Here is a 22,851-nt window from a genome sequence, read left to right as displayed (position 1 = left end):
GGTCCGGGATGAATCCTGGTGATCCGAGCAGTACTCGCCCGCGCACGATCATCGTGCGCACCCCCGACCACTCCAATTCGGCAGCCTGATCGTGCCTCCACGCATCTCCAGATTGAGGTGATCTTTCGTCCTGCGTGGACCGTGCCAGGTCGGGCGGGAAGGGACTGCCATGCGCTCGTCCACCATTTTCCGTCGCATCAACCGTCACCCCGTGCCCGTGCACACCGCGCGCCAGCTGGCCAAGCCGCTGGGTGCTTCCTGCGTTCCCCCCGTTGACTCCATCGTCGAGTACGGCGCCTACGTCAACGGCAAGAAGATCGACGCTGACGGCATCGTCGAGTCGCTCAAGCTCGTCCGGCAGCACAACCTCGACAGCGACGGACCCAAGGCGTTCGTCTGGGTCGGCCTCCACGAGCCAGAGGCGCCCGAGGTCGAGTGGCTGGCCGAGGTGTTCGGCCTGCACCCCCTCTCGGTGGAGGACGCGGTCAAGGCCCACCAGCGGCCCAAGATCGAGCGCTACGGCGACTCCCTGTTCATGGTGCTGAAGACGATCGCCTACCTCGACCACGACGAGCTGACCGCGACCAGCGAGATCATCGCCACCGGCGAGATCATGGTCTTCCTCGGCGCCGACTTCGTCGTGACCGTGCGCCACGGCCACCACTGCCCGCTGTCGGAGGTGCGCGAGAAGCTCGAGGACAAGCCCAAGCTGATCAACCGCGGCCCCACCGGCGTCCTGCACGCCATCTCCGACCACGTGGTCGACCGCTACCTCCAGGTCGCCGACCTGATGCAGCTCGAGCTCGAAGAGGTCGAGGCCACCGTCTTCGCCGACGTCAGCTCCCGCGACATCAACCGCATCTACCAGCTCAAGCGCGAGATGCTGGAGATGAAGCGCGCCGTCACCCCGCTGCAGGCCCCGATGGCCACCCTGCCCCAGCGCCGCGTCATCCCGAGCGAGATGCGCGAGTACTTCCGCGACGTCAGCGACCACCTGGCCAGGGTGTGCGAGCAGGTCGAGTCGAGCAACGAGCTCGCCAACTCGATCCTGCAGGCGGCGCTCGCCCGCTCCAACACCCTCGCCAACGAGGACATGCGCAAGATCTCGTCCTGGGTGGCGATCATCAGCGTGCCCACGATGATCGCGGGCATCTACGGGATGAACTTCGACGTCATGCCGGAGCTCCGGCAGACGTGGGGGTACCCCGTGGTGATCGGCGTCATGGTCATGGCCTGCACGCTGCTGTACCGCGGCTTCCGCCGTAACGGCTGGCTCTGACCGCCGCGCGTGCCCTCCGCTGTAACGGCCGGAGGGCATCGCGCCCGAGCCGAAGATCAGACGCCCACCGGCTTGAGGGGGCCGACGGGGCGGGGGAGGGGGAGCCCGCGCTCCTCCCACAACGCGCGCATCCGGTCCGGGTAGTCGGTGACGACGCCCGCCACGTTCAGGTCGAGCAGGCGCGCGGCCGTCCTGGCGTCGTTCACCGTCCACACCACGACGGGCAGCCCGGCGGCCGCCGCCTGGCTCATCAGCGTCTCGTCCACCATCACGTGCTCGGGCGACAGCGCCGTGCCACCGGCGGCGCGCGCCGCGGCGGGGATGTCATCGCCCAGGTCGTCGTGCCAGTGCAGGGTGTCGGGCTCGATCAGCGCGAACCGCGGGGTCTCGGGCGCGAGCCGGGCCGCGTGCCCGATGATCCGCCAGTCGAAGCTGAGGACGGCCGCGTTGCCGAGCCTGCCGTGCCGGTCGAGCTCGGCCACCACCAGCTCGGTGAACTCCAGCGGGTCCGGCGTCAGCTCGGGCCTGGTCGGATCCGACTTCAGCTCGACGTGCAGCCGCACCGTGGCGGCGTCGTAGGCGTTCACCAGCCCGAGCACCGCGCCGAACGTCGGCATGCGCGTGTCCGGCATGGACTTCTGGGTGAGCGCGAACGGGTCGTCGGGGTGCCGGGGCAGCCGCACGCCGACGTCCAGCATGCGCAGCTGGGCGTGGGTGAGGGTGTTGATCGGCTTGCCCACGTAGGGGAACAGCGGGTCCTGCGCGGTCAGCGGCCGCGTGTCCGCGCTCGTCACCGCGGAGACGGTGAGGTCGTGTGTGAGCACCAGGCGCCGGTCGGCGGTGAGCGCGACATCGAGCTCGAGCGCGTGGACGCCCAGCTCCATGGCATGGCTCAACCCGGGCAGGGTGTTCTCGGGCCAGAGACCTCTCGCACCCCGGTGACCGTGAATTTCGGCATGCACACCGGGACCCTACCGCCCGTCCGGCACCTTGGCGCGACAGCCACGCCGGTAGCTGTTTGTCCCGCTCTCTCGGCTTCTTTCTATCTTGTACGGCTATCGCATAGTTAGGCCCACCGTGGTCACCGGCCGGCGCCCGTCCATCACGCCGCTCCAGCGCCGCCGCCGCCCCGCCGTCACGCCGGGATCGTCGGCCGCCCCCTTCGGGACGGCGTGACGGCGGGGACCGGAGGCCGGGATCAGACCAGGGAGTGCAGCTCGATCGTCTGGTCGCGGCCGGGGCCGACACCGATCGCCGAGATGCGCGACTCGCTCAGCTCCTCCAGCGTCCGCACGTACGCCTGGGCGTTCGGCGGCAGGTCCTCGAACGACCTGGCCTTGGAGATGTCCTCCTGCCAGCCGGGGAACTCCTCGTAGATCGGCTTGGCGTGGTGGAAGTCCGTCTGCGTCATCGGGATCTCGTCGTGGCGCACCCCGTCGACGTCGTAGGCCACGCACACCGGGATCCGCTCCAGGCCCGACAGCACGTCCAGCTTGGTGAGGAAGAAGTCGGTGACGCCGTTGATCCGGGTGGCGTAACGGGCGATGACCGCGTCGAACCAGCCGCAGCGGCGGTTGCGCCCCGTCGTCACGCCGTACTCGCCGCCCGTCGTGCGCAGCCAGTCGCCCACCTCGTCGGTCAGCTCCGTCGGGAACGGGCCCGAGCCGACGCGGGTCGTGTACGCCTTCAGGATGCCGATCACCCGCGTGAGACGGTTCGGCGGGATGCCCGCGCCGGCGCACGCCCCGCCGCTGGTCGGCGACGACGACGTGACGAACGGGTAGGTGCCGTGGTCGATGTCGAGCAGCGTGCCCTGGCCGCCCTCCAGCAGCACGAACTTGTCCTCGTCCAGGGCCTTCTTCAGCACCAGCGAGGTGTCGGCGATGTGCGGCTTGAGCCGCTCCGCGTAGCCGAGGTACTCCTCCAGCACCTGCTGCGCGTCGATGCCGCGCCGGTTGTAGACCTTGGTCAGCACCTGGTTCTTCTCGCCGAGGACCACCTCGATCTTCTTGGCGAGGATGCCCGGGTCGAGCAGGTCCTGCACGCGGATGCCCATCCGGTAGATCTTGTCGCCGTAGGCGGGGCCGATGCCGCGGCCGGTCGTGCCGATCCTTGCCTTGCCGAGGTAGCGCTCGGTCACCTTGTCGAGCGCCTTGTGGTGGGGCATGATCAGGTGCGCGTTCGCCGAGATCAGCAGGCGCTCGGCGGAGATGCCGCGCGCGGCCAGGGCGTCCAGCTCGGACAGCAGCACGCCGGGATCGATCACCACGCCGTTGCCGATCACGGGGATCACGTCAGGCGACAGGATGCCGGTGGGCACCAGATGCAGCGCGTACTTCTGGTCGCCGATGACGATCGTGTGCCCCGCGTTGTTACCGCCCTGGTAGCGGACCACGTAGTCGACGGCACCGCCGAGGAGGTCGGTGGCCTTTCCCTTGCCCTCATCGCCCCACTGGGCGCCCAAGACAACGACAGCCGGCATGGTATCTCTCCCGAGCAAAACGAAAACCCCTGGCGCAAGCGCGACAGGGGCTCTTGCGTGGAGAGACTACCCGAGTATGCCCAAACGTCCCAAGCGCTAACTCTTGGTGAGCGCGTCGTAGGCCTCGGCGCTGCTGTCCTTCAGGAACTGCGAGCAGCGCTCCGCCTCGTCCTTCTCGCCGATCGCCTGGGCGGCCCTGGACAGGGCATACAGGCAGCGCAGGAAGCCGCGGTTGGGCTCGTGCTCCCACGGGATCGGCCCGTGCCCCTTCCACCCGTGGCGGCGCAGCTGGTCGAGCCCACGGTGGTAGCCGGTGCGGGCGAAGGCGTAGGAGGTGACGGCGTGACCGTTGGCGAAGTACTCGTCCGCGAGCGCGGCCCATGCCGCCGGGTAGGCGGGGTAGCGCGCCGCCACGTCGGACGCCTTAGCGCCGGATTCCAGCGCCTCTCGGGCCTCGGGCACGTCCGGCAGGTGAGTCGGGGGCGGCCCGGCGAGAAGGTTATCCATAGGACAAGTCATACCCGTCGGGCGGCGGAAGTGGCTAGGAGATCTTTGTCGCAGTACACGGACCTTCACCGGCGCGGGACCGGCCGGACCTGTGACGGTCGCGCCCGCCCGCCCTCCACGTCTAGTGGACCGCGTCCAGCCGTACGCGCTGGTCCTCGGTCAGCTCGAGGTCGACCGCGGCCAGGCTCTCGTCCAGCTGGGCCACCGACGACCCCCCCACCAGCGGGATCACCGGGAAGCCACCGCCGATCTGCCAGGCCAGCACCACCTGGTTCACCGTCGCCCCGGTCTCCTCGGCGACCTCGCGCAGGACGGCGAGCCGGGCGGGCGTCCCCGGGTGGTCGTAGTCGCGCGGCAGCGGCTTGTCCTGCCTGACGTAGGCGCCGCCGAGCAGCGGCGAGTAGGCGACCAGGGTCAGGCCGGGCTCGGCCCGCAGGTAGCTCAGCAGCTCGGCTCCCGCGTGGCCCAGGCTGCCGTCCTCGAAGATCGACTCGGGTACGTCGAAGCGCGGGCGCAGGTGGCTGTGCTGGTACTGCAGGACCTCGTAGCCGGGCAGTCCCGCCGCCGCCGCGATGGCGCGGGCCCGCTCCACCCGCCAGATCGCGTGGTTGCTGACGCCGAGCAGGCCCACGGTGCCCTCCGCCACCAGCTCGGCGAAGCCCTCGACCGTCTCGCGCAGCGGGACCGCGCGGTCCTCGATGTGCGCGTAGAGCAGGTCGAGCCGGTCCACGCCGAGGCGTTCCCTGCTGCGCTCGGCCGACTCCCTGATGACCTTCGCCGACAGCCCCTCGGCGTTGTCGACGTAGCTGGTGCCGGGCGCGAGGGGCCGCGCTCCGAGCTTCGTGGCGATGACGATCTCGTCGCCGATGCCGCGGCTGCGCCGCCACCGGCCCAGCAGCTCCTCGCTCTGCCCGCCCTGCCCGCCGTCGACCCAGAAGGCGTAGTTGTCGGAGGTGTCGATGAACGTCCCGCCGGCCTCGACGTAGCGGTCCAGGACGGCGAAGGAGGTCTGCTCGTCGGTCACCGAGCCGAAGAGCATCGCGCCGAGGGCGAGGACGCTCACCTCGCGACGGGTCGTCGGGTCGGTGCCGATGGTGCGGTACTTCATGGTCTTCCTCCGGTACGGCCCGCTCGTCCGGGCTCCTGTACGGGAGTCTGGGACGTGGAGTGCGCTCCAGGTCAAGCTCGGATAGGGCCGATCTGTCCGGCTTCGCCCCTGCGACGATCATCGGTCGATAAGGTGCGGTGAAGCGGCTCAGGGCACGGGAGGGAGCACGATGTCGACGGTCATCGACAAGGTGGCGTGGGTACGGCTGGAAGGCGGCAGGATCCTCAGCACACGCTCCCGGGGCAAGGACGTCTACTACATTCCCGGCGGCAAGCGCGAAGAGGGCGAGAGCGACACCGAGACGCTCCTGCGGGAGATCGAGGAGGAGCTCACCGTCGAGATCCAGCCCGACACCATCGCGGGCCTGGGCGTCTACGAGGCCCAGGCGCATGGACATCCCGACGGCGTGCTGGTCCGCATGACCTGCTACAGCGGCGACTACCGCGGCACGCTCGCGCCCGGCAGCGAGATCGAGGAGGTCGTCTGGCTGACGTACGCCGACCGCGACCGGATCGCGCCCGTCGACCAGCTGATCTTCGACGACCTCAGGGCGGCAAGTCTGCTCGACTGAGTCCGTGCGGTCACGACGCGCGGAGATCTTGACTGCTAGGGTGCGAGGCATGTCGAGAGTGCGGCGATTTATCCGCCCCCGGCCGGCGATGCCGGCCGCCGGGGCGCATCGGCGTGCTCTCCCTGACAGGACACGTGCTCTGACCTGACAGGACGAAGGCGGCCGCAGCGGTGCCCGGCGGCGGGCCGGCCGGGGGAGAACTCCCGTCCGCTGCGAACCGATCGGAGTCCCCGTGTCCACTGCCGTCTCTCCCCGCCTCCTCCACGCCGACGAGCTCGCCCGCGCGTTGACCGTCCGGGATCTGAGCGACCCCGCCCAGGGGCCGCACGCCGTCCAGCTCGTCGTCGACACCCTCGTCCGGGCCCTCGCGGCCGCCTGGCGCGACGACGTCCGGGTGGTGCGGGCCCACCCCCTCGTGCCCGTCGAGGACAACTACGAACGGCTCGGCTACCCGCCGGACGCCGTCACCCGTGACGCCCGCTACACCCGCTACGCCAGCCAGACCTGCATGCTGCGCAGCCACACCAGCGCCGTCATCCCGCCCACCCTCCGCGAGCTGGCCCGGCAGACCACCTCCACCGGCCGGTACGGCTGGCACGACGTCCTGCTGGCCTGTCCGGGTCTGGTCTACCGGCGCGACGTCGTCGACCGCCTCCACACCGGCACCCCGCACCAGCTCGACCTCTGGCGCGTCGTCACGGGGCGGCCGATGGACACCGGCGACCTCGACGAGATGATCGCCGCCGTCGTGACCGCGGCGCTTCCCGGCCTGCCGTATCGGGCTGTCCCGGCATCGCACCCCTACACCTCGAACGGCCGGCAGGTCGACGTCCAGGTCGGCGGGGAGTGGATCGAGATCGCCGAGTGCGGCCTGGCCGCGCGCCGGGTCCTGACGGACGCGGGGCTGGACCACACGGTCAGCGGGCTCGCCATGGGCCTCGGACTGGACCGGCTGCTGATGCTGCGCAAGGGGATCCCCGACATCCGCCTGCTGACCTCCGCCGACGCCCACATCGCCGACCAGATGCTGGACCTGGCGCCCTACCGGGCGGTGTCCAAGCATCCGCCGATCTCCCGCGACCTGTCGGTGGCCGTGCCGGCCGACGCCGACGCCGAGACGCTGGGCGGAGCGGTCCGCGACGCGCTGGGCGCGCACGCCGACGCCATCGAGGAGATCAGGGTCGTCGCCGAGACCCCGGTCGAGGAACTGCCGCGCGCGGCGGTGGAACGCCTGGGGGCGCTGCCCGGCCAGAAGAACGTGCTGCTCCGCATCGTGTTGCGCGACCCGGCCCGGACGATGTCCGACCAGGAGGCGAACGCGCTGCGCGACCGGGTCTACGCCGCCGTCCACCGGGGAGGCGCCCACCAGTGGGCCGGCCCGCCGCCCCGGCAGGCGTGACGATCCGACCCTGCAAGCCGGATGAAAGGGATAAGTAACCCGATACCTCTACAAATGACTCGGGTCGTGCGACGCGGACATCGCACGCGGAGAACGGCACATCCGGGCAGCCGCACGACCCGCCGACCAGCTCGGACCCGCCGAGGCGCGCACCGGCGGGCCGGCCGCACATATCGGGGATCACCTGCCCGCAACGAGACCGTCCTGGTCCGCGCCTGACCGAGGACCCGCAGGCGCCCGGCGTCACGCGCCGGGCGCCTCGCACGCCCGCGGTCCGCCCGCGGATCAGCGGGTCACCGCACCGGTCCGCCCGCGGACCGGTGCGTCACCGCCCGGCCGTCAGAGCTTGGTGCCCGCCGACTTCAGGTCCTGGCAGGCCTGCACGATCCTGGCCGCCATGCCGGCCTCCGCCGTCTTGCCGTACGAGCGGGGGTCGTAGGCCTTCTTGTTGCCGACGTCCCCGTCGACCTTCAGCACCCCGTCGTAGTTGCGGAACATGTGGTCGGCGATCGGCCGGGTGAAGGCGTACTGCGTGTCGGTGTCGATGTTCATCTTCACCACGCCGTAGGAGATCGCCTCGTGGATCTCCTCCAGCAGCGAGCCGGAGCCGCCGTGGAAGACCAGGTCGAACGGCTTCTCCTTGCCGTACTTGGCGCCGACGGCCTCCTGGATCTCCTTCAGCACCGTCGGGCGCAGCTTCACGTGGCCCGGCTTGTAGACGCCGTGCACGTTGCCGAACGTCGCGGCGAGCATGTAGCGGCCGTTCTCGCCGATGCCGACGGCCTCGGCGGTGGCCAGCGCGTCCTCGGCGGTCGTGTAGAGCTTCTCGTTGATCTCGCCGACGACGCCGTCCTCCTCGCCGCCGACGACGCCGATCTCCATCTCCATGACGATGTTCGCCCGGTGGCACTTGTCGAGCAGCTCGCGCGCGATCGACAGGTTCTCCTCCAGCGGTACGGCGGAGCCGTCCCACATGTGGGAGTTGAAGATCGGGTCGCCACCCCGCTCAAGGGACAGCTCGATCAACGGCCGCATGAAGCCGTCGAGCTTGTCCTTGGGGCAGTGGTCGGTGTGCAGCGCCACGGTGACGGGGTAGTTCTTGGCCACCACTTTGGCGTACTCGGCCAGGGCCACGGCTCCGGACACCATGTCCTTCACCGTGGCGCCCGAGAGGAACTCGGCGCCACCGGTGGACACCTGGATGATCCCGTCGCTCTCGGCCTCGGCGAATCCGCGCAGGGCGGCGTTCAAGGTCTGCGACGAGGTCACGTTGATCGCCGGGTAGGCGAACCCGCCCGCTTTGGCCCGGTCGAGCATCTCGGCGTAGACCTCTGGAGTCGCGATAGGCATGGTTCAGCTCCCTGGAATGTATTCGGCCTGCGTGCCCAGTATTCCCAACTCCTTACCCGCTGGGGTAGTGACAACGCACGCCCGATGAAGGCCACCCTCCAGGTAGGCTCACCCCGTGGAATCGATCCTGGACCTCGTGGACCCGCAGTGGTGGCTCACCATGCTCGGCGCGTTCGCGACCATCGGCGTGCTCGCCATCATCTTCGCGGAGACGGGTCTGCTGATCGGCTTCTTCCTGCCGGGTGATTCGCTGCTGGTGGCCGCGGGCATCTTCAGCTCCGCCGCGGCGGCCAAGGGCATCGGCATCGAGCCGCTGTCGTTTCCCGTGCTGGTCATCGGCACCCCGCTGTGCGCGGTGGCGGGCGCGCAGCTGGGCCATCTGATAGGCGCGAAGGTCGGGCGCAAGCTGTTCGACAAGCCCGACTCGCGGTTGTTCAAGCGCGAGTACGTCGACAAGGCCGAGTACTACTTCGACAAGTTCGGTCCCGCCAAGGCCGTGGTGATCGCCAGGTTCGTGCCCATCGTCCGCACGTTCATGAACCCGGTCGCGGGCGTGCTGGAGATGCCGGCGCGCACGTTCTTCGTGTGGAACGTGGTCGGCGGCCTGCTGTGGGTCGAGAGCATGCTGTTCATCGGCCACTTCCTCGGCAACCAGGTCGACCCGGAGCAGATCGACAAGTACATCCTGCCCGGCGTCTTCCTCATCGTGCTGATCTCGGTGATCCCGATCATCGTCGAGGTCGTGAAGAGCCGCAGGGCCGGCGGCCGTTCGGTTCCCGAGCCGCAGGGCAAACACCACCGCATTCCGTGATGCCGCTCGGAGGGCGGCCACCTCGTTGGCTACCCTCCCCCTTGTGGGACGGCATCGAACCGATCCGATGGGGACGGCCCGCCTGGCGCTGATCGGCGTGGGGGCCGTCCTGCTGGTGGCTCTGGTGTTCCTCGGCATCCGCTCGCTCATGGCCGTGCTGTCGGTCGCCGACCCCGCGCCGCGGCCGTCGGCGACGCCGCGGCAGACGGTCACGACCGCGGGCCGGGTGCCGACGCTCTCCATCGTGTGCGCGGCGCAGACCTGCCCGCCGGTGCTGGTCAGGGTGCCCGGCGGTGACGTGCTCAACGACCGTGACCTGACCAGCGGCGAGGAGATCTCGTTCTTCGAGGCCGAGCTCGACGTCGCCCTCGAGGACGCCGGCACGGTGAAGGTCACCGTGAACGGCGAGCCCCGCCCGCCGGGCAGGGCGGGTCAGCGCGAGACGTTCTCCGTCACGCGCTCGGCCCAGGACCCCACGGGATGAGGCCCGCGGGAGAGGGGCTCCCTCAGCCGTTCAGCCCCAGGTCCTGCAAGGTGAAGGCGCTGCGGTACTCGATGCCCTCCTCGGCCATCCTGCCCGCCGCGCCGCGCTCGACGATGGTGGCGACGGCGACCACGTGGGCGCCCGCCTCGCGGGCCGCGGCGACCGCGGTCAGCGGGGAGCCGCCGGTGGTGGAGGTGTCCTCGACGACGAGGACCCTGCGGCCCTCGATGTCGGGGCCCTCGATCCGGCGCTGCATGCCGTGCGTCTTCTGCGTCTTGCGCACCACGAAGGCGTCGAGGGCACGGCCCCGCGCGGCGGCCGCGTGCATCATGGCACCGGCGACCGGGTCGGCGCCCAGCGTGAGACCGCCGACAGCGTCGTAGTCGAGGTCGGTCGTGAGGTCGAGCATGACCCCGCCGACGAGCGGCGCGGCCGTGCCGTCGAGCGTGATGCGCCGCAGGTCGAGGTAGAAGTCGGCCTCCATGCCCGAGGAGAGCACGACCTTGCCGTGCACGACGGCCTTCTTCAGGATCTCGGCCAGCAGGTTCTCGCGGTCACTCATGCCCACAAGCTTAGGGTCGCCAGCGCGTCACCATAGCGGTCGGGGAGGGTCAGGACGTCGACGGCGCCGGCCTGCCGCAGCCGCCGGGTCGCCGGCCTGGTGGTCAGCGCGCCCGCTCGGGCGGGGCCGAGCCGTACGAGGGTCTCGCCACGGGGGAAGACCTCCCGCAGCAGGGCGGCCAGGCGCAGCATGGCGGCGATGCGGTCCCACGCGTCGGTGACGGTCAGGGTGACGACGACGAGGCGGTGGCGGCGGGCGACGCCCTCGCGGTAGACCTCGGCCAGCCGGGTGCGCAGGTAGGCGAGGCCGACCAGGCCGGTCAGCGGGTCCTCGCAGCGCAGGTCCGCCATGGGTGCCAGTTCGGCCTCCACCCATCCGCTGGCGAAGGAACGCAGGGCGGCCAGCGGCGGCCCTGCCTCGCCGCGGGCGTGGAACAGCGCGGCGAGGTCCGTCATGCCCTCGGCGATGCCGACGCCTGCGCGGGCGCGGGCGTCACCGAGGGCCATGCAGGCGCGGGCCAGGCCCTGCCCTCCGGTCACGGCCCTGATCGTCTGCTCGACGGCAGGCGTCCACCAGTCGCCGGGTACGGCCCAGCCGGCGGCCATGCTGGCCGCGCGCCACAGCACGGACTGTCTCTGCGGATCCCTCTCACCCATCTGATGCGCGGCGCTCGGCCGACGGAAGCGCCACTCCTCCTCTCCGGCAGACCTCTCGCAGTCAAAGACGGTCTTAGGGGTTAGTCATGACGCGGAATGCGGAATGATGCGTTCGGCAACTCCAGGTAATCGTGAGGTCACTATGAGTGTCGAATCACCGCGAAGTGATGCGGATCTCCTTGGCACCGCGCGTGCGGGCAACGCGGCCGCGTTCGGCGAGCTCTGGCAGCGACACGTCGGCGCCGCGCGCTCGCTGGCCCGCCAGCTGGTCAGGGGCGAGGACGCGGTCGAGGACGTCGTCGCGGAGTCCTTCACCAAGATCATCGATTTGGTCGGGCGCGGCGGCGGGCCCGAGGCGGCCTTCCGGCCGTACCTGCTCACGGTCGTGCGCCGCACGGTCTACGACAGGGGCCGCGTGGAGAGCCGCCAGGTGACCACGGGGGAGATCGAGGCGTTCGACCCCGGCGTGCCCTTCGTCGATCCCGCGCTGGCCGGGCTGGAGAGGTCACTGGTCGCCAGGGCGTTCCAGTCGCTGCCCGAACGCTGGCGGCTCGTGCTCTGGCACACCGAGGTCGAGGGCGCCAAGCCCGCCGAGATCGCCCCGATGCTCGGCCTGTCGGCCAACGGAGTGGCGGCGCTGGCCTACCGGGCGAGGGAGGGGCTGCGCCAGGCGTACGTGCAGCTGCATCTGGCGGGGACACCGCGCCAGCCGTGCCGGCCCGTGCTCGGCAGGCTGGACGTCCATGTGCGGGGCGGGCTGTCCAAGCGGGAGAGCAGGAGCGTCGACCACCACGTCGACGACTGCGCGGAATGCCGGGAGATCCTGCTCGACCTGGCCGACATCGACCAGTGCCTGCGCACCGTCGTCGGCCCCCTGGTCGCCGGACCCGCCTACGCCGCCTACGTCGCGGGCCTGACCAGGACGGGGGCCACGGACAGCGGTCTGCTGTCCACGCTCGGGTGGATCAGGCGGGTGCCCAAGGGCCGCCAGGCCGCGGTGGCGGGTGGCGCCACCGTGGCGGTGGCGGCGGCGGCCGTCCTGGTCCTGGCCGCCGACGACAAGCCGCTGCCGGCCGCCCACATGCAGCCGGCGGCCGCCGTCAGGTCCTCGCCGGCGCCACCCCCGACCGCGCCACCCGCGCCCAGGCCCAGACTCCGGCCGCGGCTGGTGCCGCCGCCCGCCGACGCGCCCGTCACCGCCAAGCGGCAGGGCGCGCCCTGGCTCCGGGCCTCGATCCATCCGCTCGGCGCGCTGATCAAGTCCGAGCCCGGCATCGTCGCGGTACGGCTGCGCAACACCGGCGGCTCCGCCAGCGACGAGCTCGTCGCACTGGTCGACCTGCCGCCAGGCGTGACGCTGGTCCCCGCCCAGGCGAGGGGCAGCGCGGCCGGTGTCGTCGAGCCCGTCGGCACGGTCGACGGCTGGTCGTGCGCCCCGGCGGGCGGCGGCGCCAGGTGCGTGCGGGGCCCGCTGGCCGCGGGCCGGTCGACGGCCGTCTTCCTGCGGGTCCAGGTGTCCGCCAATGCTCCCGAGGGGACGGGGCCGGCCATACGGATCTCCTCGGGCGGCGTCAACGTCGACGCGCGCGCGAGCGCGGGGGTGAAGGCTGAGGGGGCGGCGGCGCGGTTCGCCACGGACGGCAAGGTCGTCGTCAAGGCGGTCGGCAACACGCTGCTGACCTGCCCGCCCGAGCGCGAGGGATGCGGGGAGGCGCGGCTGGCACGGGAGAGCGGCAGGCGCGACAACGACCTGTGGCCGATGCGGTCCGTCGACGCCGACGACGTGCCGTCGACGGACTCCTCCAGCGGCGCCTGGCTGGAGCTGCCGGACGGCGGGCGGGTCGTCTGGGCGGGGCTCTACTGGTCGGCCAGCGTGCGGCAGGCGGGCCCGATCAAGTTCAGGGCGGCGGGGTCCAGGCGCTACCGGACGGTCCTCCCCGACCGGGTGACGGAACGGGAGCTGCCCACGGGCTCGGCCTACCAGGCCTTCGCCGACGTGACGGAGCTGGTCAGCGACGGCAGGAGCGCCGGGGCGTGGTGGGCGGCCGACGCGCCGATGCGGGAGGGGGTCTCCGAGCACGCGGGGTGGAGCCTCGTGGTGATCGCCACCGACCCGCGCCGGCCGTACAGTCAGGCGGTGGTCCTCGACACCGCCACGGTCGTCGGCGGTGCGCAGCCGCGACTGGAGCTGCCGCTCGGCGGGCTGTTCCCGGCGGCGAGCCCGGCCGACATCGAGCTGGTGACCTGGGAGGGCGATGCCGACCTCCACGGCGACCGGGTGTCGGCCGGCGCCTCCACCGGTGGTGACCGCGACGCGGACAACGTCTTCGACAGCTCCGCCAACGGCGCGGCGGGGATGACGTTCGGCGTCGACGTCGACTCCTTCAGCGCCGAGCTGCCGGACCGCCCGGCGCTGACGATCTCGACGAAACGCGACGTCGTCCTGTTCGGCGTGGCGGCCGTCAGCGTGCCTGCCAGGTCGTGACCGCGAACTGGACAAACTGGTACGGTCTGCGGGAATCCGCTGGCGTCACGCCGATTCGCCGGGATTCACCCTCGAACGATCAGATGCTTCATTACCCTGAGAGTGGGCCGCCGAGCCCGGCTCTGGCGGTGCAGAGCCGGTAGGGGTCGGGCCAGAAGAAAGGGGCGGTGTCAGTGGATCGCTGCGCGCTGTTCGTGGACGCCGGCTATCTGCTGGCCGACGGCGCGATGGCCGTGCATGGGACCCGCCATCGCGAGGCCGTCTCGTGGGACTACCCGGGCCTGCTGCAGCTGATGACCAACCTGTCGCGCGAGCGCACGGGCCTGCCGCTGCTGCGGTGCTACTGGTACGAGGCCACGGTCGAGGGCAGGCGGACGCCCGAGCACGACGTGCTCGCCGACATCCCCGGGTTGAAGCTCCGCCTCTCCCGCATCAGGCCGGGCCGCCGCGAGGGCGTCGACGCCCAGGTGCACCGCGACCTGATGACGCTGGCCCGCAACAGCGCGATCTGCGACGCGGTCGTGGTCAGCGGCGACGAGGACCTGGCCCAGGTGGTCTGCGACGCCCAGGATCTCGGCATCCGGGTCACCGTCGTCCACATCGCCGCCGACGGCGGCTGGGCGGTGTCGCGGTCGCTGCGCCAGGAGAGCGACGACCTCATCGAGATCGGTGGCGTCCACCTGCGGCCCTACGTCAACCTCGTCTCCGGCACCACCGATGCCGTCAACGGCGCCCAACCCGTCAGCAACGGCCAGGCCGCCCACGCGCTTCCGCCGAGTACGCAGGCACCGCAGGCCCAGTCGCCGGCGCCGTCCGTGCAGTCCGCCAACCAGGCCGCGCACCTGCCCGGCGCGCCCGCACAGAGCCAGCAGCTGCCCCCGGCCACGCCGTCCGTGCCGACGCCGTCCGCGCCGAGCCTGGCGCAGACGCCGCCGCCCGCGCTGCCCGCCTACCCGAGCTATCAGGCGGAGCCGCCGTCCGCGCCGCAGCCGCAGCCCGCGCCCGCGCAGCCTGTACAGCCTGTACAGCCTGTACAGCCCGCGCCGGCCGCACCCGCCGCGCCGGCCGTCTCGCACAGTCCGACGGTGTCGCACACTCCGCTCGTCTCGCACACTCCTCCGGTCTCGCACGGCCCGACCGGCCCGATGCAGACCACGGGCCAGTACTCCTCGCCGCCCGGCGCCTACCAGCCGTCGCAGCTCGGCCCGTACACCGGGCCACAGCCCGCCCCCGTCGCCGCCGCGGCCGCCCCCGCCGCCGGCGGGGCGACCACCCTGGCCGACGCGGTGAAGGCGGCGCACAAGGAGGGGCACGACTTCGGCGAGTCCGTGGCCCGCGACGCGCCCGCGCTGTGGCTGGAGGCCGTGCTGGCCCGCAAGCCGCGCATGCCGTCCGACCTGGAGGCGCGGTTGTTGCAGGGCTCCTCGCTGCCGATCGACTTCCTGCTGCACGACGAGGTCCGCCACGCGCTGCGCCGCGGCTTCTGGGACGCGCTGGAGCGCGCCCGCCGGTAGACCACCACCCCTGGGACGGGGCCCGTTGCGCCCCCTCCGAGGGGTCGTGCGTTGCAATAGTGTGTGCCACACACTATTGTGAGTCGCATGCTAGACGATGAGCTGCTCTCCGTGCACCTGCAGGAGCTTCGGCGCGGCACCGTCGTGCTCGCGTGCCTGCTCATCCTCAAGCGACCCAACTACGGGTACGCGCTGCTCGACCTGCTCGACCGGCAAGGCTTCACCGTCGACGCCAACACCCTCTACCCGCTCCTGCGCCGGCTCGAGAAGCAGGGGCTGCTGACCAGCGACTGGAACACCGAGGAGTCGCGGCCGCGCAAGTTCTACCGCACGAGCGACGCCGGCACCGCGCTCGCCGACACCCTGAGCCGTGACTGGGACGAGCTCGACACCGCGCTGCGCACCCTGAAAGGCGAGTCATGACCATCGCGAGCAGCCTCACCGACCGCTACGTCGAGGCGGCCCTGAGCCGCCTGCCCGCCCGGCAGCGCCCCGACATCGAGAAGGAACTGCGCGCCTCGATCGCCGACGCCGTCGACGACCACCTGGAGACCGGAGCCGATCCCGCCCAGGCCGAGCGCGCGGTGCTGGCCGAGCTCGGCGATCCGGTACGGCTGGCCGCCGGCTACGCCGACCGCCCGCTCCAGCTCATCGGCCCCGCGCTCTTCCTCGACTACACGCGGCTGCTGACCGCGCTGCTCGCCACCATCGTGCCCGTCGTCGCCGCGACCGTCGGGCTCGTGCGCGGACTCAACGGCGGCACCCCTCTCACCGTGCTCGGCGACACCCTCGGCGCGGCGCTCACCACCGGCGTCCACATCGCCTTCTGGACGACGCTGGTCTTCGCGATCCTCGAACGCACGCCCGCCCTCCGCCGGGCGGCGACCCGGCGATGGACCCCCGCAGCCCTCCCCGAACCGCCCAGCCGCCGCGCCCGCTACGGCGAGCTGGTGACCGAGACCGTGCTCACGGTCCTCTGTACGACGCTCATCCTGCTCTCGCCGGTGGTCAGCCCCGAGACCGACGCCAACGGCCACCCCGTCGGCGTGCTGTCGCCCTGGCTGTGGGAGACCGGCCTCGTCCACCTCTTCATCGCCCTCGTGATCGCGAGCCTCGGCTTCTCCTTCGCGGGGTACTACCTGAAATGGAGCGTTCCCGTCGCCGTCGTGGGGTCGCTCGTCGGCGTCCCGTCGGCCGTCATGCTGATCTGGCTCGCGGCGACCCACCGGGTGCTCAACCCGGCCTTCGTGACGGCGGCGGGATGGCCGTCGAGCGTCCCCGGCTGGATCGACACCGGACTCATCGTGATCTCCGTCGGCACGATCATCCACACCGTCGTCGAAGGGCTCACCCGAGCGCTCCGCCGCTGAGCGACCACCCCGCCCGCCCCGCCACCGCCTCCCCGACCCCGCCCTACCGCCCGGACCCTGACCCCGACCCGCGACCTGACCCGGCCCGCGCCCTGACCCGACCCCGCGTCCTGACACCCCCAGCCGCGCCCGACACCCGACCCGCGCCACGCCGGAAGACCTGCCAGCGTGACCGCCCCTGCGCCGATTCCCCCCACGCCGGGCGAACCCGCCGGCGCGACCACTTGTCCTGACCCGTGCCACGCCGGAAGACCCACCGGCGTGACCACCCCTACCCCGACTCCCGCCACGCCGGGTGAACCCGCCGGCGCGATCACCCCTGCCCGGAAACCGTCCCGTCCTGAGAGCTGATCCCGACAAGAGGAGCCTCCGTGAAAGCGATCGTCTACGAGAAGTACGGCCCGGCCGACGTCCTGCGCCACACCGACGTCGACCGGCCAGTCATCGGCGACGACCAGGTGCTCGTGCGGGTCCGCGCAGCCTCGGTCAACGCCGCCGACCGGCTGGTCATGCGCGGCTCGCCGTACATCGCCCGCGCCTGGTTCGGGTTGCGCCGCCCCAGGGAGACCGTGCTGGGCCGCGACATCGCCGGCACCGTGGAGCAGGTCGGCGCCAAGGTGACCGGCTTCCAGGTCGGCGACGAGGTGTGCGGCGAGATGGACCAGCGGGGTTTCGCCGAGTACGTGGCGGCGCCGGAAGCGCACCTGGCGCGCAAGCCCGCCGGGGTGACGTTCGAGCAGGCGGCCAGCCTGCCGGTCGCGGGCACGACCGCCCTCCAGGCGGTACGCCTCGGCCAGGTGGGACCCGGCACGACGGTGCTGGTCAACGGGGCCTCCGGCGGGGTCGGCAGCTTCGCCGTCCAGCTGGCCAGGACGCTCGGCGCGCAGGTCACCGGCGTCTGCGGCACCCGCAACGTGGACCTGGTGCGCTCGATCGGCGCCCACCACGTCATCGACCACACCCGCGAGGACGTCACGCGGGGCTCGACCCGCTTCGACACGATCATCGACCTGGCGGCCGACCACTCGCTGTCGGCCTTCCGCCGGGTGCTCGCCCCTGAGGGGGTCTACATCTCTTCCAACGGCACCCGGGGCGCGGTGCTCGGCCCGCTGCCGCGGCTGCTCGCCGTGGCCGTCACCTCGCCGTTCCTGCGCCAGAAGCTGCGCGGGCTGATCGTCAGGCGCAGCGTCGAGGACTTGGACCACCTGGCCGGACTCGTCGCGGCGGGGAAGATCGCCCCGGCGATCACGCGGACGCTTCCGCTGGCCGAGGCCGCCGACGCGCTACGCCTCCTCGAGGGGAGGAACGCCGGCGGCAAGATCGTGCTCACGGTGTGATCCGGCGGGACCGGCCGCGCGACCACGGCCGGTGCTGCCCTCAGCTGAGGGCGTCGAAGCCCGCGCGCAGGTGCGCCACCCGTTCGGACAGGTCCGACAGCGGCGCGGAGAGCGACGGGTCGGCCGACTTGCGGGCCAGCTCCCGCACCCGCTCCAACTCGTCCTCCACGGCCGTCAGGCGCCTCGACAGCTCGGGCAGCACGGCGGGCTGGGCGGTGCCGTTGCCCGGCGGCAGCTCGCCCGCCAGCCGTTCGCGCAGCAGCGCCGCCTGCTCGGTCAGCCGCTTGTGCATGTTGTAGAGCTCGACGAACACCGACACCTTCGCCCTGAGCACCCACGGGTCGAACGGCTTGGTGAGGTAGTCGACCGCGCCCGCCGCGTAGCCGCGGAAGGCGTAGTCGGGGGCGCTGTCGACGACGGTCAGGAAGATGATCGGAATGTTGCGGGTACGCTCGCGCCGCTTGATGTGCGCCGCCGTCTCGAACCCGTCCATGCCCGGCATCCGCACGTCGAGCAGGATCAGCGCGAACTCGGTGCCGAGCAGCGCCTTGAGCGCCTCCTCGCCCGACTTGGCGCGCACCGGCGTCAGGTCGAGCGAGCTGAGAATCGCCTCGAGGGCGATGAGGTTCTCCTCGCGGTCGTCGACCAGGAGGATCTTGGCCCGTTCTGCCATCTGTTACGCCTCTTCCGCCGTGTCGGACACCCGCCCTCGGCTGAGCCAACCGCGCAGCCGTTCGAGCAGCTGGTCGACGTCGACCGGTTTCGGCACGTAGTCGGAGGCGCCGGACGCGATGCTCTTCTCCCTGTCACCCCGCATGACCTTGGCGGTCAGCGCGATGATCGGCAGATCGGCGAACTGCGGCATGCGCCGGATGGCCGACGTCGTGGCCCAACCGTCCATCTCCGGCATCATGATGTCCATGAGGACGAGCGCCACGTCCTCGTTGCGCTCGAGCTGCTCGATCCCCTCGCGGCCGTTCTCCGCGTAGACGACCGTGGAGCCGTGCCGCTCCAGCACGCTGGTCAGCGCGAACACGTTGCGGATGTCGTCGTCGACGATGAGGATCTTGGCGCCGTCGAGCGGGTCGTCGCCCTGCCACTGCTGCCTGCTCGCCGGCTGGACGACCTCGGGCAGCGGCAGGTCGAGCGGCATCGGCGGCTCGGGCACGACCATCGGGCTCTGCTGCTCGACCTGCATGGTCAGCACCTGCCTGCGGGCCGCCCCGCCGTCGCGCGCGACCAGCGGGCCCGCGTAGTCGGTCGGCAGGTAGAGGGTGAACGTGCTGCCGGCGCCGAGCTCGCTGTCGACGTGGATCTCGCCGCCGAGCAGCCTGGCGATCTCCCGGCAGATCGACAGGCCGAGACCCGTGCCGCCGTACTTGCGGCTGGTGGTGCCGTCCGCCTGGCGGAACGCCTCGAAGATGATCTCCAGCTTGTCCGGCGCGATGCCGATGCCGGTGTCGACCACCTGGAAGGCGATCAGGCCGTCGGCCAGGCGCAGGGTGTCGTCGTCGTAGTCGACCTCGCGTGGCGCGGGCACCACGCGCAGCCGTACCTCGCCCTTGGGGGTGAACTTGACCGCGTTGGACAGCAGGTTGCGCAGCACCTGTTGCAGGCGTTGCTCGTCGGTGCGCAGCTCCTGCGGCACCCGGGGATCCACCTCGACGATGAAGGCGAGCCCCTTGTCCTGCGCCAGCGGCGCGAAGGCGGCCTCGACGTAGTCGACCAGCTTCGGCAGCGACAGTTGGGCGGGATGGATGTCCATGCGCCCGGCCTCGACCTTGGACAGGTCGAGCATGTCGTTGATGAGCTGCAGCAGCGCCGAGCCCGCCCCGTGGATCGTGCGGGCGAACTCGACCTGCTGGGAGGTGAGGTTGCCCTCGGCGTTCTCGGTCAGCAGCTTGGCCAGCACGAGCAGGCTGTTGAGCGGGGTGCGCAGCTCGTGCGACATGTTGGCGAGGAACTCGGACTTGTAGCGCGAGGAGACGGCCAGCTGCTCGGCGCGCTCCTCCAGCGTGCGCCGGGCCTGCTCGATCTGGAAGTTCTGGATCTCGATGGCGCGGTTCTGCTTGGCCAGCAGCCCCGCCTTCTCCTCCAGCTCGGAGTTGGACCGGCGCAGCTCCTCCTGCTGGCGCTGCAGTTCGTCGGAGCGCTCCTGCAGCTCGGTGGTCAGGCGCTGCGACTCCTTCAGCAGGTCCTCGGTGCGGGAGTTGGCGATGATGGTGTTCATCGTGACGCCGATGGTCTCGACGAGCTGGGTCAGGAAGTCGAGGTGGACCTCGCCGAACTTGGTGAAGGAGGCCAGCTCCAACACGCCGAGCACGCGGCTCTCGAACAGGATCGGCAGCACGACGATCTGCGCGGGCGTGGACTGGCTGAGCCCGCTGTCGATGGTGATGAACCCGGCCGGCACGTCGTCGAGGACTATCGGCCGCCCCTCCACCGCGGCCTGGCCGACGATGCCCTCGCCGAGGGCGAACCGCTGGCGTGGCGAGCGGTCGGGCCGCACGCCGTAGCCGCCGATGAGGATGAGGTCGTGCTCCGCGACGCTGTTGTCGACGCCGTAGAAGGCGCCGAAGCGGGCCGAGACGAGCGGCGTCAGCTCGCTCATGATCAGCTTGGCGACCTCCATGAGGTCGCGGTGACCCTGCATGAGGCGCGAGATGCGGGCCAGGTTGGACTTCAGCCAGTCCTGTTCCTGGTTGGCCTGGGTCGTCTCGCGGAGGTTGGCCACCATGAAGTTGACGTTGTCCTTGAGCTCGGCCAGCTCGCCCTGCGCCTCCACGGCGATCGAGCGGGTCAGGTCGCCCTGGGCGACGGCGCTCGTCACGGTGGCGATGGCGCGCACCTGCGTCGTCAGGTTGCCGGCCAGCTCGTTCACGCTCTCGGTCAGGCGCTTCCAGGTGCCTTCGAGGCCCTCGACCCTGGCCTGGCCGCCGAGCTGTCCCTCGGTGCCGACCTCGCGGGCGACGCGGGTGACCTCGTCGGCGAAGGACGACAGCTGGTCGACCATCTTGTTGATGGTGGTCTTCAGCGCCAGGATCTCGCCCTGGGCGTCGACGTCGATCTTGCGGGTCAGGTCGCCGTTGGCGACGGCCGTGGTGACCTCGGCGATGTTGCGCACCTGGTAGGTCAGGTTGTTGGCCATGAAGTTGACGTTGTCGGTGAGGTCCTTCCACACCCCGGACACGCCCTGCACCCGGGCCTGGCCGCCGAGCTGTCCCTCGGTGCCGACCTCGCGGGCCACGCGGGTGACCTCGTCGGCGAAGGACGACAGCTGGTCGACCATCGTGTTGAGGGTGTCCTTGAGCTGGAGGATCTCGCCCTGGGCGTCGACGGTGATCTTCTTGGTGAGGTTGCCCTGGGCGACGGCGGTGGAGACGGCGGCGATCTGGCGTACCTGGTTGGTCAGGTTGTTGGCCATGAAGTTGACGTTGTCGGTGAGGTCCTTCCACACACCGGACACGCCGCGCACCTGCGCCTGGCCGCCGAGCTGTCCTTCGGTGCCGACCTCGCGGGCGACACGGGTCACCTCGGAGGCGAACGACGACAGCTGGTCGACCATCGTGTTCATCGTCGACTTGAGCTCGAGGATCTCGCCCTGGGCGTCGACGTCGATCTTGCGGGTCAGGTCGCCGTTGGCGACGGCCGTGGTGACCTGCGCGATGTTGCGCACCTGGTAGGTCAGGTTGTTGGCCATCGAGTTGACGTTGTCGGTGAGGTCCTTCCAGACGCCGGAGACGCCCTTCACCTCGGCGCGACCGCCCAGCTTGCCCTCGGTGCCCACCTCGCGGGCGACGCGGGTGACCTCGTCGGCGAAGCTCGACAGCTGGTCGACCATCGTGTTGAGGGTGTCCTTGAGCTGGAGGATCTCGCCCTGGGCGTCGACGGTGATCTTTTTGGTGAGGTTTCCCTGGGCGACGGCGGTGGAGACGGCGGCGATCTGGCGTACCTGGTTGGTCAGGTTGTTGGCCATGAAGTTGACGTTGTCGGTGAGGTCCTTCCACACCCCGGACACGCCGCTGACCTGCGCCTGGCCGCCGAGCTGTCCTTCGGTGCCGACCTCGCGGGCGACACGGGTGACCTCCTCGGCGAAGGCCGACAGCTGGTCGACCATCGTGTTGACGGTGTTCTTCAGCTCGAACATCTCGCCGACCGCGTCGACGGTCACCTTGCGGCTCAGGTCGCCCTTCGCGACGGCGGTCGTCACCTCGGCGATGTCGCGCACCTGGGCCGAGACGCGCGACGACATCGTGTTGACGGCCTCGGTCAGGTCGCGCCAGCTGCCGGACATGCCCTTGACGTTGGCGGCGCCGCCCAGCCTGCCCTCGGTGCCCGCCTCGCGGGCCACCCTGGTCACCTCGCTGTTGAACAGCGACAGCTGCTCGACCATGCCGTTGATGGCCTTGCCGAGCCGCCTGACCTCACCTCTGGCCGAGCGGTCGAGGTCTATCCTGCGGGTCAGATCGCCCTTGGCCACGGCGTCGATCACGTCGGCCGCTCCGGTCACGGGGCTGACCAGCGCGTCGATGAGGGCGTTGACGGACTCGACGCTCTCCGCCCACGACCCCACACCGGGGCCGGGGGTCAGCCGCTCGCCGAAACGCCCCTCCTTGACCACTTCCTTGCGCACACGCGTCAGCTCGTTGCTGAGGTGCTCCCTGCGGTCCGCCACTTCGTTGAGCAGCAGCCGGATCTCGCTCAGTATCCCGGGAGGGGCATGCGGGACCCGGCGGCGGAAGTCACCGTCGCGCCATGCGAAAAGCGTCTCGAGGACGGGGACGAGGTCGGACTCTGAGTACGTCCTCTCTTCCGCAGCAGGCGCGGTCTTGGCCGTCGTCATGGGGTCTCCTCCACTCCCGGGGTGCCGCCGTGAGTGATGCAAGTCTGTCACGATGAGTCGCTCGTAGTCCTGTCCTTGGATTTACCCCAAGTC

The 22,851-nt window shown here is 71.0% G+C and carries 19 protein-coding genes; 10 read left to right on the top strand and 9 right to left on the bottom strand.

The annotated features are described in order from the left end of the window. Window positions 1-211: 211 nt before the first annotated feature. Entirely contained in the window at window positions 212-1,279 is a 1,068-nt protein-coding gene (gene corA, locus ACWEVS_RS04840) for a magnesium/cobalt transporter CorA (RefSeq protein ID WP_449915598.1), read from the top strand. Window positions 1,280-1,335: 56 nt separating this feature from the next. Here the strand turns inward: corA and ACWEVS_RS04835 are convergent, their stop codons facing one another. The 4 genes from ACWEVS_RS04835 to ACWEVS_RS04820 form a co-directional block, all read right to left on the bottom strand. Continuing rightward, window positions 1,336-2,241: a glycerophosphodiester phosphodiesterase family protein gene (locus tag ACWEVS_RS04835; protein ID WP_449915596.1), complete on the bottom strand. Its 906-nt coding sequence runs from the start codon at window positions 2,239-2,241 to the stop codon at window positions 1,336-1,338. Window positions 2,242-2,477: 236 nt separating this feature from the next. After that, window positions 2,478-3,761, bottom strand: coding sequence for an adenylosuccinate synthase (locus ACWEVS_RS04830; protein WP_354920346.1), 1,284 nt, complete (start codon window positions 3,759-3,761; stop codon window positions 2,478-2,480). Window positions 3,762-3,857: 96 nt separating this feature from the next. Next, entirely contained in the window at window positions 3,858-4,268 is a 411-nt protein-coding gene (locus ACWEVS_RS04825; RefSeq protein ID WP_354920343.1) for a DUF3151 domain-containing protein, read from the bottom strand. A 121-nt stretch (window positions 4,269-4,389) separates the two neighbouring features. Beyond that, a complete protein-coding gene (locus ACWEVS_RS04820; RefSeq protein WP_452549961.1) occupies window positions 4,390-5,376 on the bottom strand; it encodes an aldo/keto reductase in 987 nt (328 codons plus the stop codon). Window positions 5,377-5,545: 169 nt separating this feature from the next. Between ACWEVS_RS04820 and ACWEVS_RS04815 the strand changes: the two genes are divergently transcribed. Next, entirely contained in the window at window positions 5,546-5,947 is a 402-nt protein-coding gene (locus ACWEVS_RS04815; protein WP_452549959.1) for an NUDIX hydrolase, read from the top strand. Window positions 5,948-6,179: 232 nt separating this feature from the next. After that, window positions 6,180-7,346, top strand: a complete 1,167-nt coding sequence (srmL, locus tag ACWEVS_RS04810; protein WP_452549956.1) for a PheS-related mystery ligase SrmL — start codon at window positions 6,180-6,182, stop codon at window positions 7,344-7,346. Between the two features lie 339 nt (window positions 7,347-7,685). Here the strand turns inward: srmL and fbaA are convergent, their stop codons facing one another. After that, the gene (gene fbaA, locus ACWEVS_RS04805; protein WP_354920334.1) at window positions 7,686-8,696 is read right to left on the bottom strand and encodes a class II fructose-bisphosphate aldolase; all 1,011 of its coding nucleotides are present in this window, start codon (window positions 8,694-8,696) and stop codon (window positions 7,686-7,688) included. 115 nt (window positions 8,697-8,811) lie between these two features. On the opposite strand from fbaA, the gene ACWEVS_RS04800 reads away from it, so the two are divergent. Both ACWEVS_RS04800 and ACWEVS_RS04795 read left to right on the top strand, forming a co-directional pair. Beyond that, the gene (locus tag ACWEVS_RS04800; protein ID WP_449915588.1) at window positions 8,812-9,507 is read left to right on the top strand and encodes a DedA family protein; all 696 of its coding nucleotides are present in this window, start codon (window positions 8,812-8,814) and stop codon (window positions 9,505-9,507) included. Window positions 9,508-9,550: 43 nt separating this feature from the next. After that, window positions 9,551-9,991 carry a hypothetical protein gene (locus tag ACWEVS_RS04795; RefSeq protein WP_452549954.1) on the top strand — a complete coding sequence of 147 codons (441 nt, stop codon included), beginning with the start codon at window positions 9,551-9,553 and terminating at the stop codon, window positions 9,989-9,991. Between the two features lie 22 nt (window positions 9,992-10,013). Here the strand turns inward: ACWEVS_RS04795 and ACWEVS_RS04790 are convergent, their stop codons facing one another. Together ACWEVS_RS04790 and ACWEVS_RS04785 are read right to left on the bottom strand one after the other, a co-directional pair. After that, window positions 10,014-10,553: an orotate phosphoribosyltransferase gene (locus ACWEVS_RS04790; protein ID WP_452549952.1), complete on the bottom strand. Its 540-nt coding sequence runs from the start codon at window positions 10,551-10,553 to the stop codon at window positions 10,014-10,016. Beyond that, window positions 10,550-11,179: a hypothetical protein gene (locus tag ACWEVS_RS04785; protein WP_449915583.1), complete on the bottom strand. Its 630-nt coding sequence runs from the start codon at window positions 11,177-11,179 to the stop codon at window positions 10,550-10,552. The genes ACWEVS_RS04790 and ACWEVS_RS04785 overlap by 4 nt, the downstream gene beginning before the upstream one ends. Before the next feature lie 172 nt (window positions 11,180-11,351). Between ACWEVS_RS04785 and ACWEVS_RS04780 the strand changes: the two genes are divergently transcribed. The 5 genes from ACWEVS_RS04780 to ACWEVS_RS04760 all read left to right on the top strand — a co-directional run bounded on the left by ACWEVS_RS04780 (window position 11,352) and on the right by ACWEVS_RS04760 (window position 17,915). Beyond that, window positions 11,352-13,694: a sigma-70 family RNA polymerase sigma factor gene (locus ACWEVS_RS04780; RefSeq protein WP_452549950.1), complete on the top strand. Its 2,343-nt coding sequence runs from the start codon at window positions 11,352-11,354 to the stop codon at window positions 13,692-13,694. 173 nt (window positions 13,695-13,867) lie between these two features. Then, window positions 13,868-15,208 (top strand): NYN domain-containing protein, encoded by a 1,341-nt coding sequence (locus ACWEVS_RS04775; protein ID WP_452550213.1) that lies wholly within the window; start codon window positions 13,868-13,870, stop codon window positions 15,206-15,208. Window positions 15,209-15,295: 87 nt separating this feature from the next. Continuing rightward, window positions 15,296-15,631 carry a PadR family transcriptional regulator gene (locus ACWEVS_RS04770; RefSeq protein WP_449915577.1) on the top strand — a complete coding sequence of 112 codons (336 nt, stop codon included), beginning with the start codon at window positions 15,296-15,298 and terminating at the stop codon, window positions 15,629-15,631. Continuing rightward, complete coding sequence (locus ACWEVS_RS04765) at window positions 15,628-16,578, top strand: permease prefix domain 1-containing protein (RefSeq protein ID WP_452549948.1); 951 nt, start codon at window positions 15,628-15,630, stop codon at window positions 16,576-16,578. The genes ACWEVS_RS04770 and ACWEVS_RS04765 overlap by 4 nt, the downstream gene beginning before the upstream one ends. Before the next feature lie 371 nt (window positions 16,579-16,949). Continuing rightward, on the top strand, window positions 16,950-17,915 hold the full coding sequence (locus ACWEVS_RS04760) for an NAD(P)-dependent alcohol dehydrogenase (protein ID WP_452549946.1): 966 nt from the start codon (window positions 16,950-16,952) through the stop codon (window positions 17,913-17,915). A gap of 40 nt (window positions 17,916-17,955) precedes the next feature. Here ACWEVS_RS04760 and ACWEVS_RS04755 read toward each other — a convergent pair whose 3' ends face one another. After that, window positions 17,956-18,588 carry a response regulator gene (locus ACWEVS_RS04755; protein ID WP_354920307.1) on the bottom strand — a complete coding sequence of 211 codons (633 nt, stop codon included), beginning with the start codon at window positions 18,586-18,588 and terminating at the stop codon, window positions 17,956-17,958. A gap of 3 nt (window positions 18,589-18,591) precedes the next feature. After that, on the bottom strand, window positions 18,592-22,758 hold the full coding sequence (locus tag ACWEVS_RS04750; protein WP_449915572.1) for a HAMP domain-containing protein: 4,167 nt from the start codon (window positions 22,756-22,758) through the stop codon (window positions 18,592-18,594). Between the last annotated feature and the right edge of the window lie 93 nt (window positions 22,759-22,851).

It is taken from the genome of Nonomuraea sp. NPDC003754, from assembly GCF_053605785.1.
This window is presented reverse-complemented; position numbering and strand designations above follow the sequence as displayed.

Bases quoted from the DNA above. Each gene is read 5' to 3' on its own strand.
- ACWEVS_RS04830 (WP_354920346.1), bottom strand. From the start codon at position 3,761: ATGCCGGCTGTCGTTGTCTTGGGCGCCCAGTGGGGCGATGAGGGCAAG.
- ACWEVS_RS04825 (WP_354920343.1), bottom strand. From the start codon at position 4,268: ATGGATAACCTTCTCGCCGGGCCGCCCCCGACTCACCTGCCGGACGTG.
- ACWEVS_RS04820 (WP_452549961.1), bottom strand. From the start codon at position 5,376: ATGAAGTACCGCACCATCGGCACCGACCCGACGACCCGTCGCGAGGTG.
- ACWEVS_RS04815 (WP_452549959.1), top strand. From the start codon at position 5,546: ATGTCGACGGTCATCGACAAGGTGGCGTGGGTACGGCTGGAAGGCGGC.
- fbaA (WP_354920334.1), bottom strand. From the start codon at position 8,696: ATGCCTATCGCGACTCCAGAGGTCTACGCCGAGATGCTCGACCGGGCC.
- ACWEVS_RS04790 (WP_452549952.1), bottom strand. From the start codon at position 10,553: ATGAGTGACCGCGAGAACCTGCTGGCCGAGATCCTGAAGAAGGCCGTC.
- ACWEVS_RS04780 (WP_452549950.1), top strand. From the start codon at position 11,352: ATGAGTGTCGAATCACCGCGAAGTGATGCGGATCTCCTTGGCACCGCG.
- ACWEVS_RS04770 (WP_449915577.1), top strand. From the start codon at position 15,296: ATGCTAGACGATGAGCTGCTCTCCGTGCACCTGCAGGAGCTTCGGCGC.
- ACWEVS_RS04765 (WP_452549948.1), top strand. From the start codon at position 15,628: ATGACCATCGCGAGCAGCCTCACCGACCGCTACGTCGAGGCGGCCCTG.
- ACWEVS_RS04755 (WP_354920307.1), bottom strand. From the start codon at position 18,588: ATGGCAGAACGGGCCAAGATCCTCCTGGTCGACGACCGCGAGGAGAAC.
- ACWEVS_RS04750 (WP_449915572.1), bottom strand. From the start codon at position 22,758: ATGACGACGGCCAAGACCGCGCCTGCTGCGGAAGAGAGGACGTACTCA.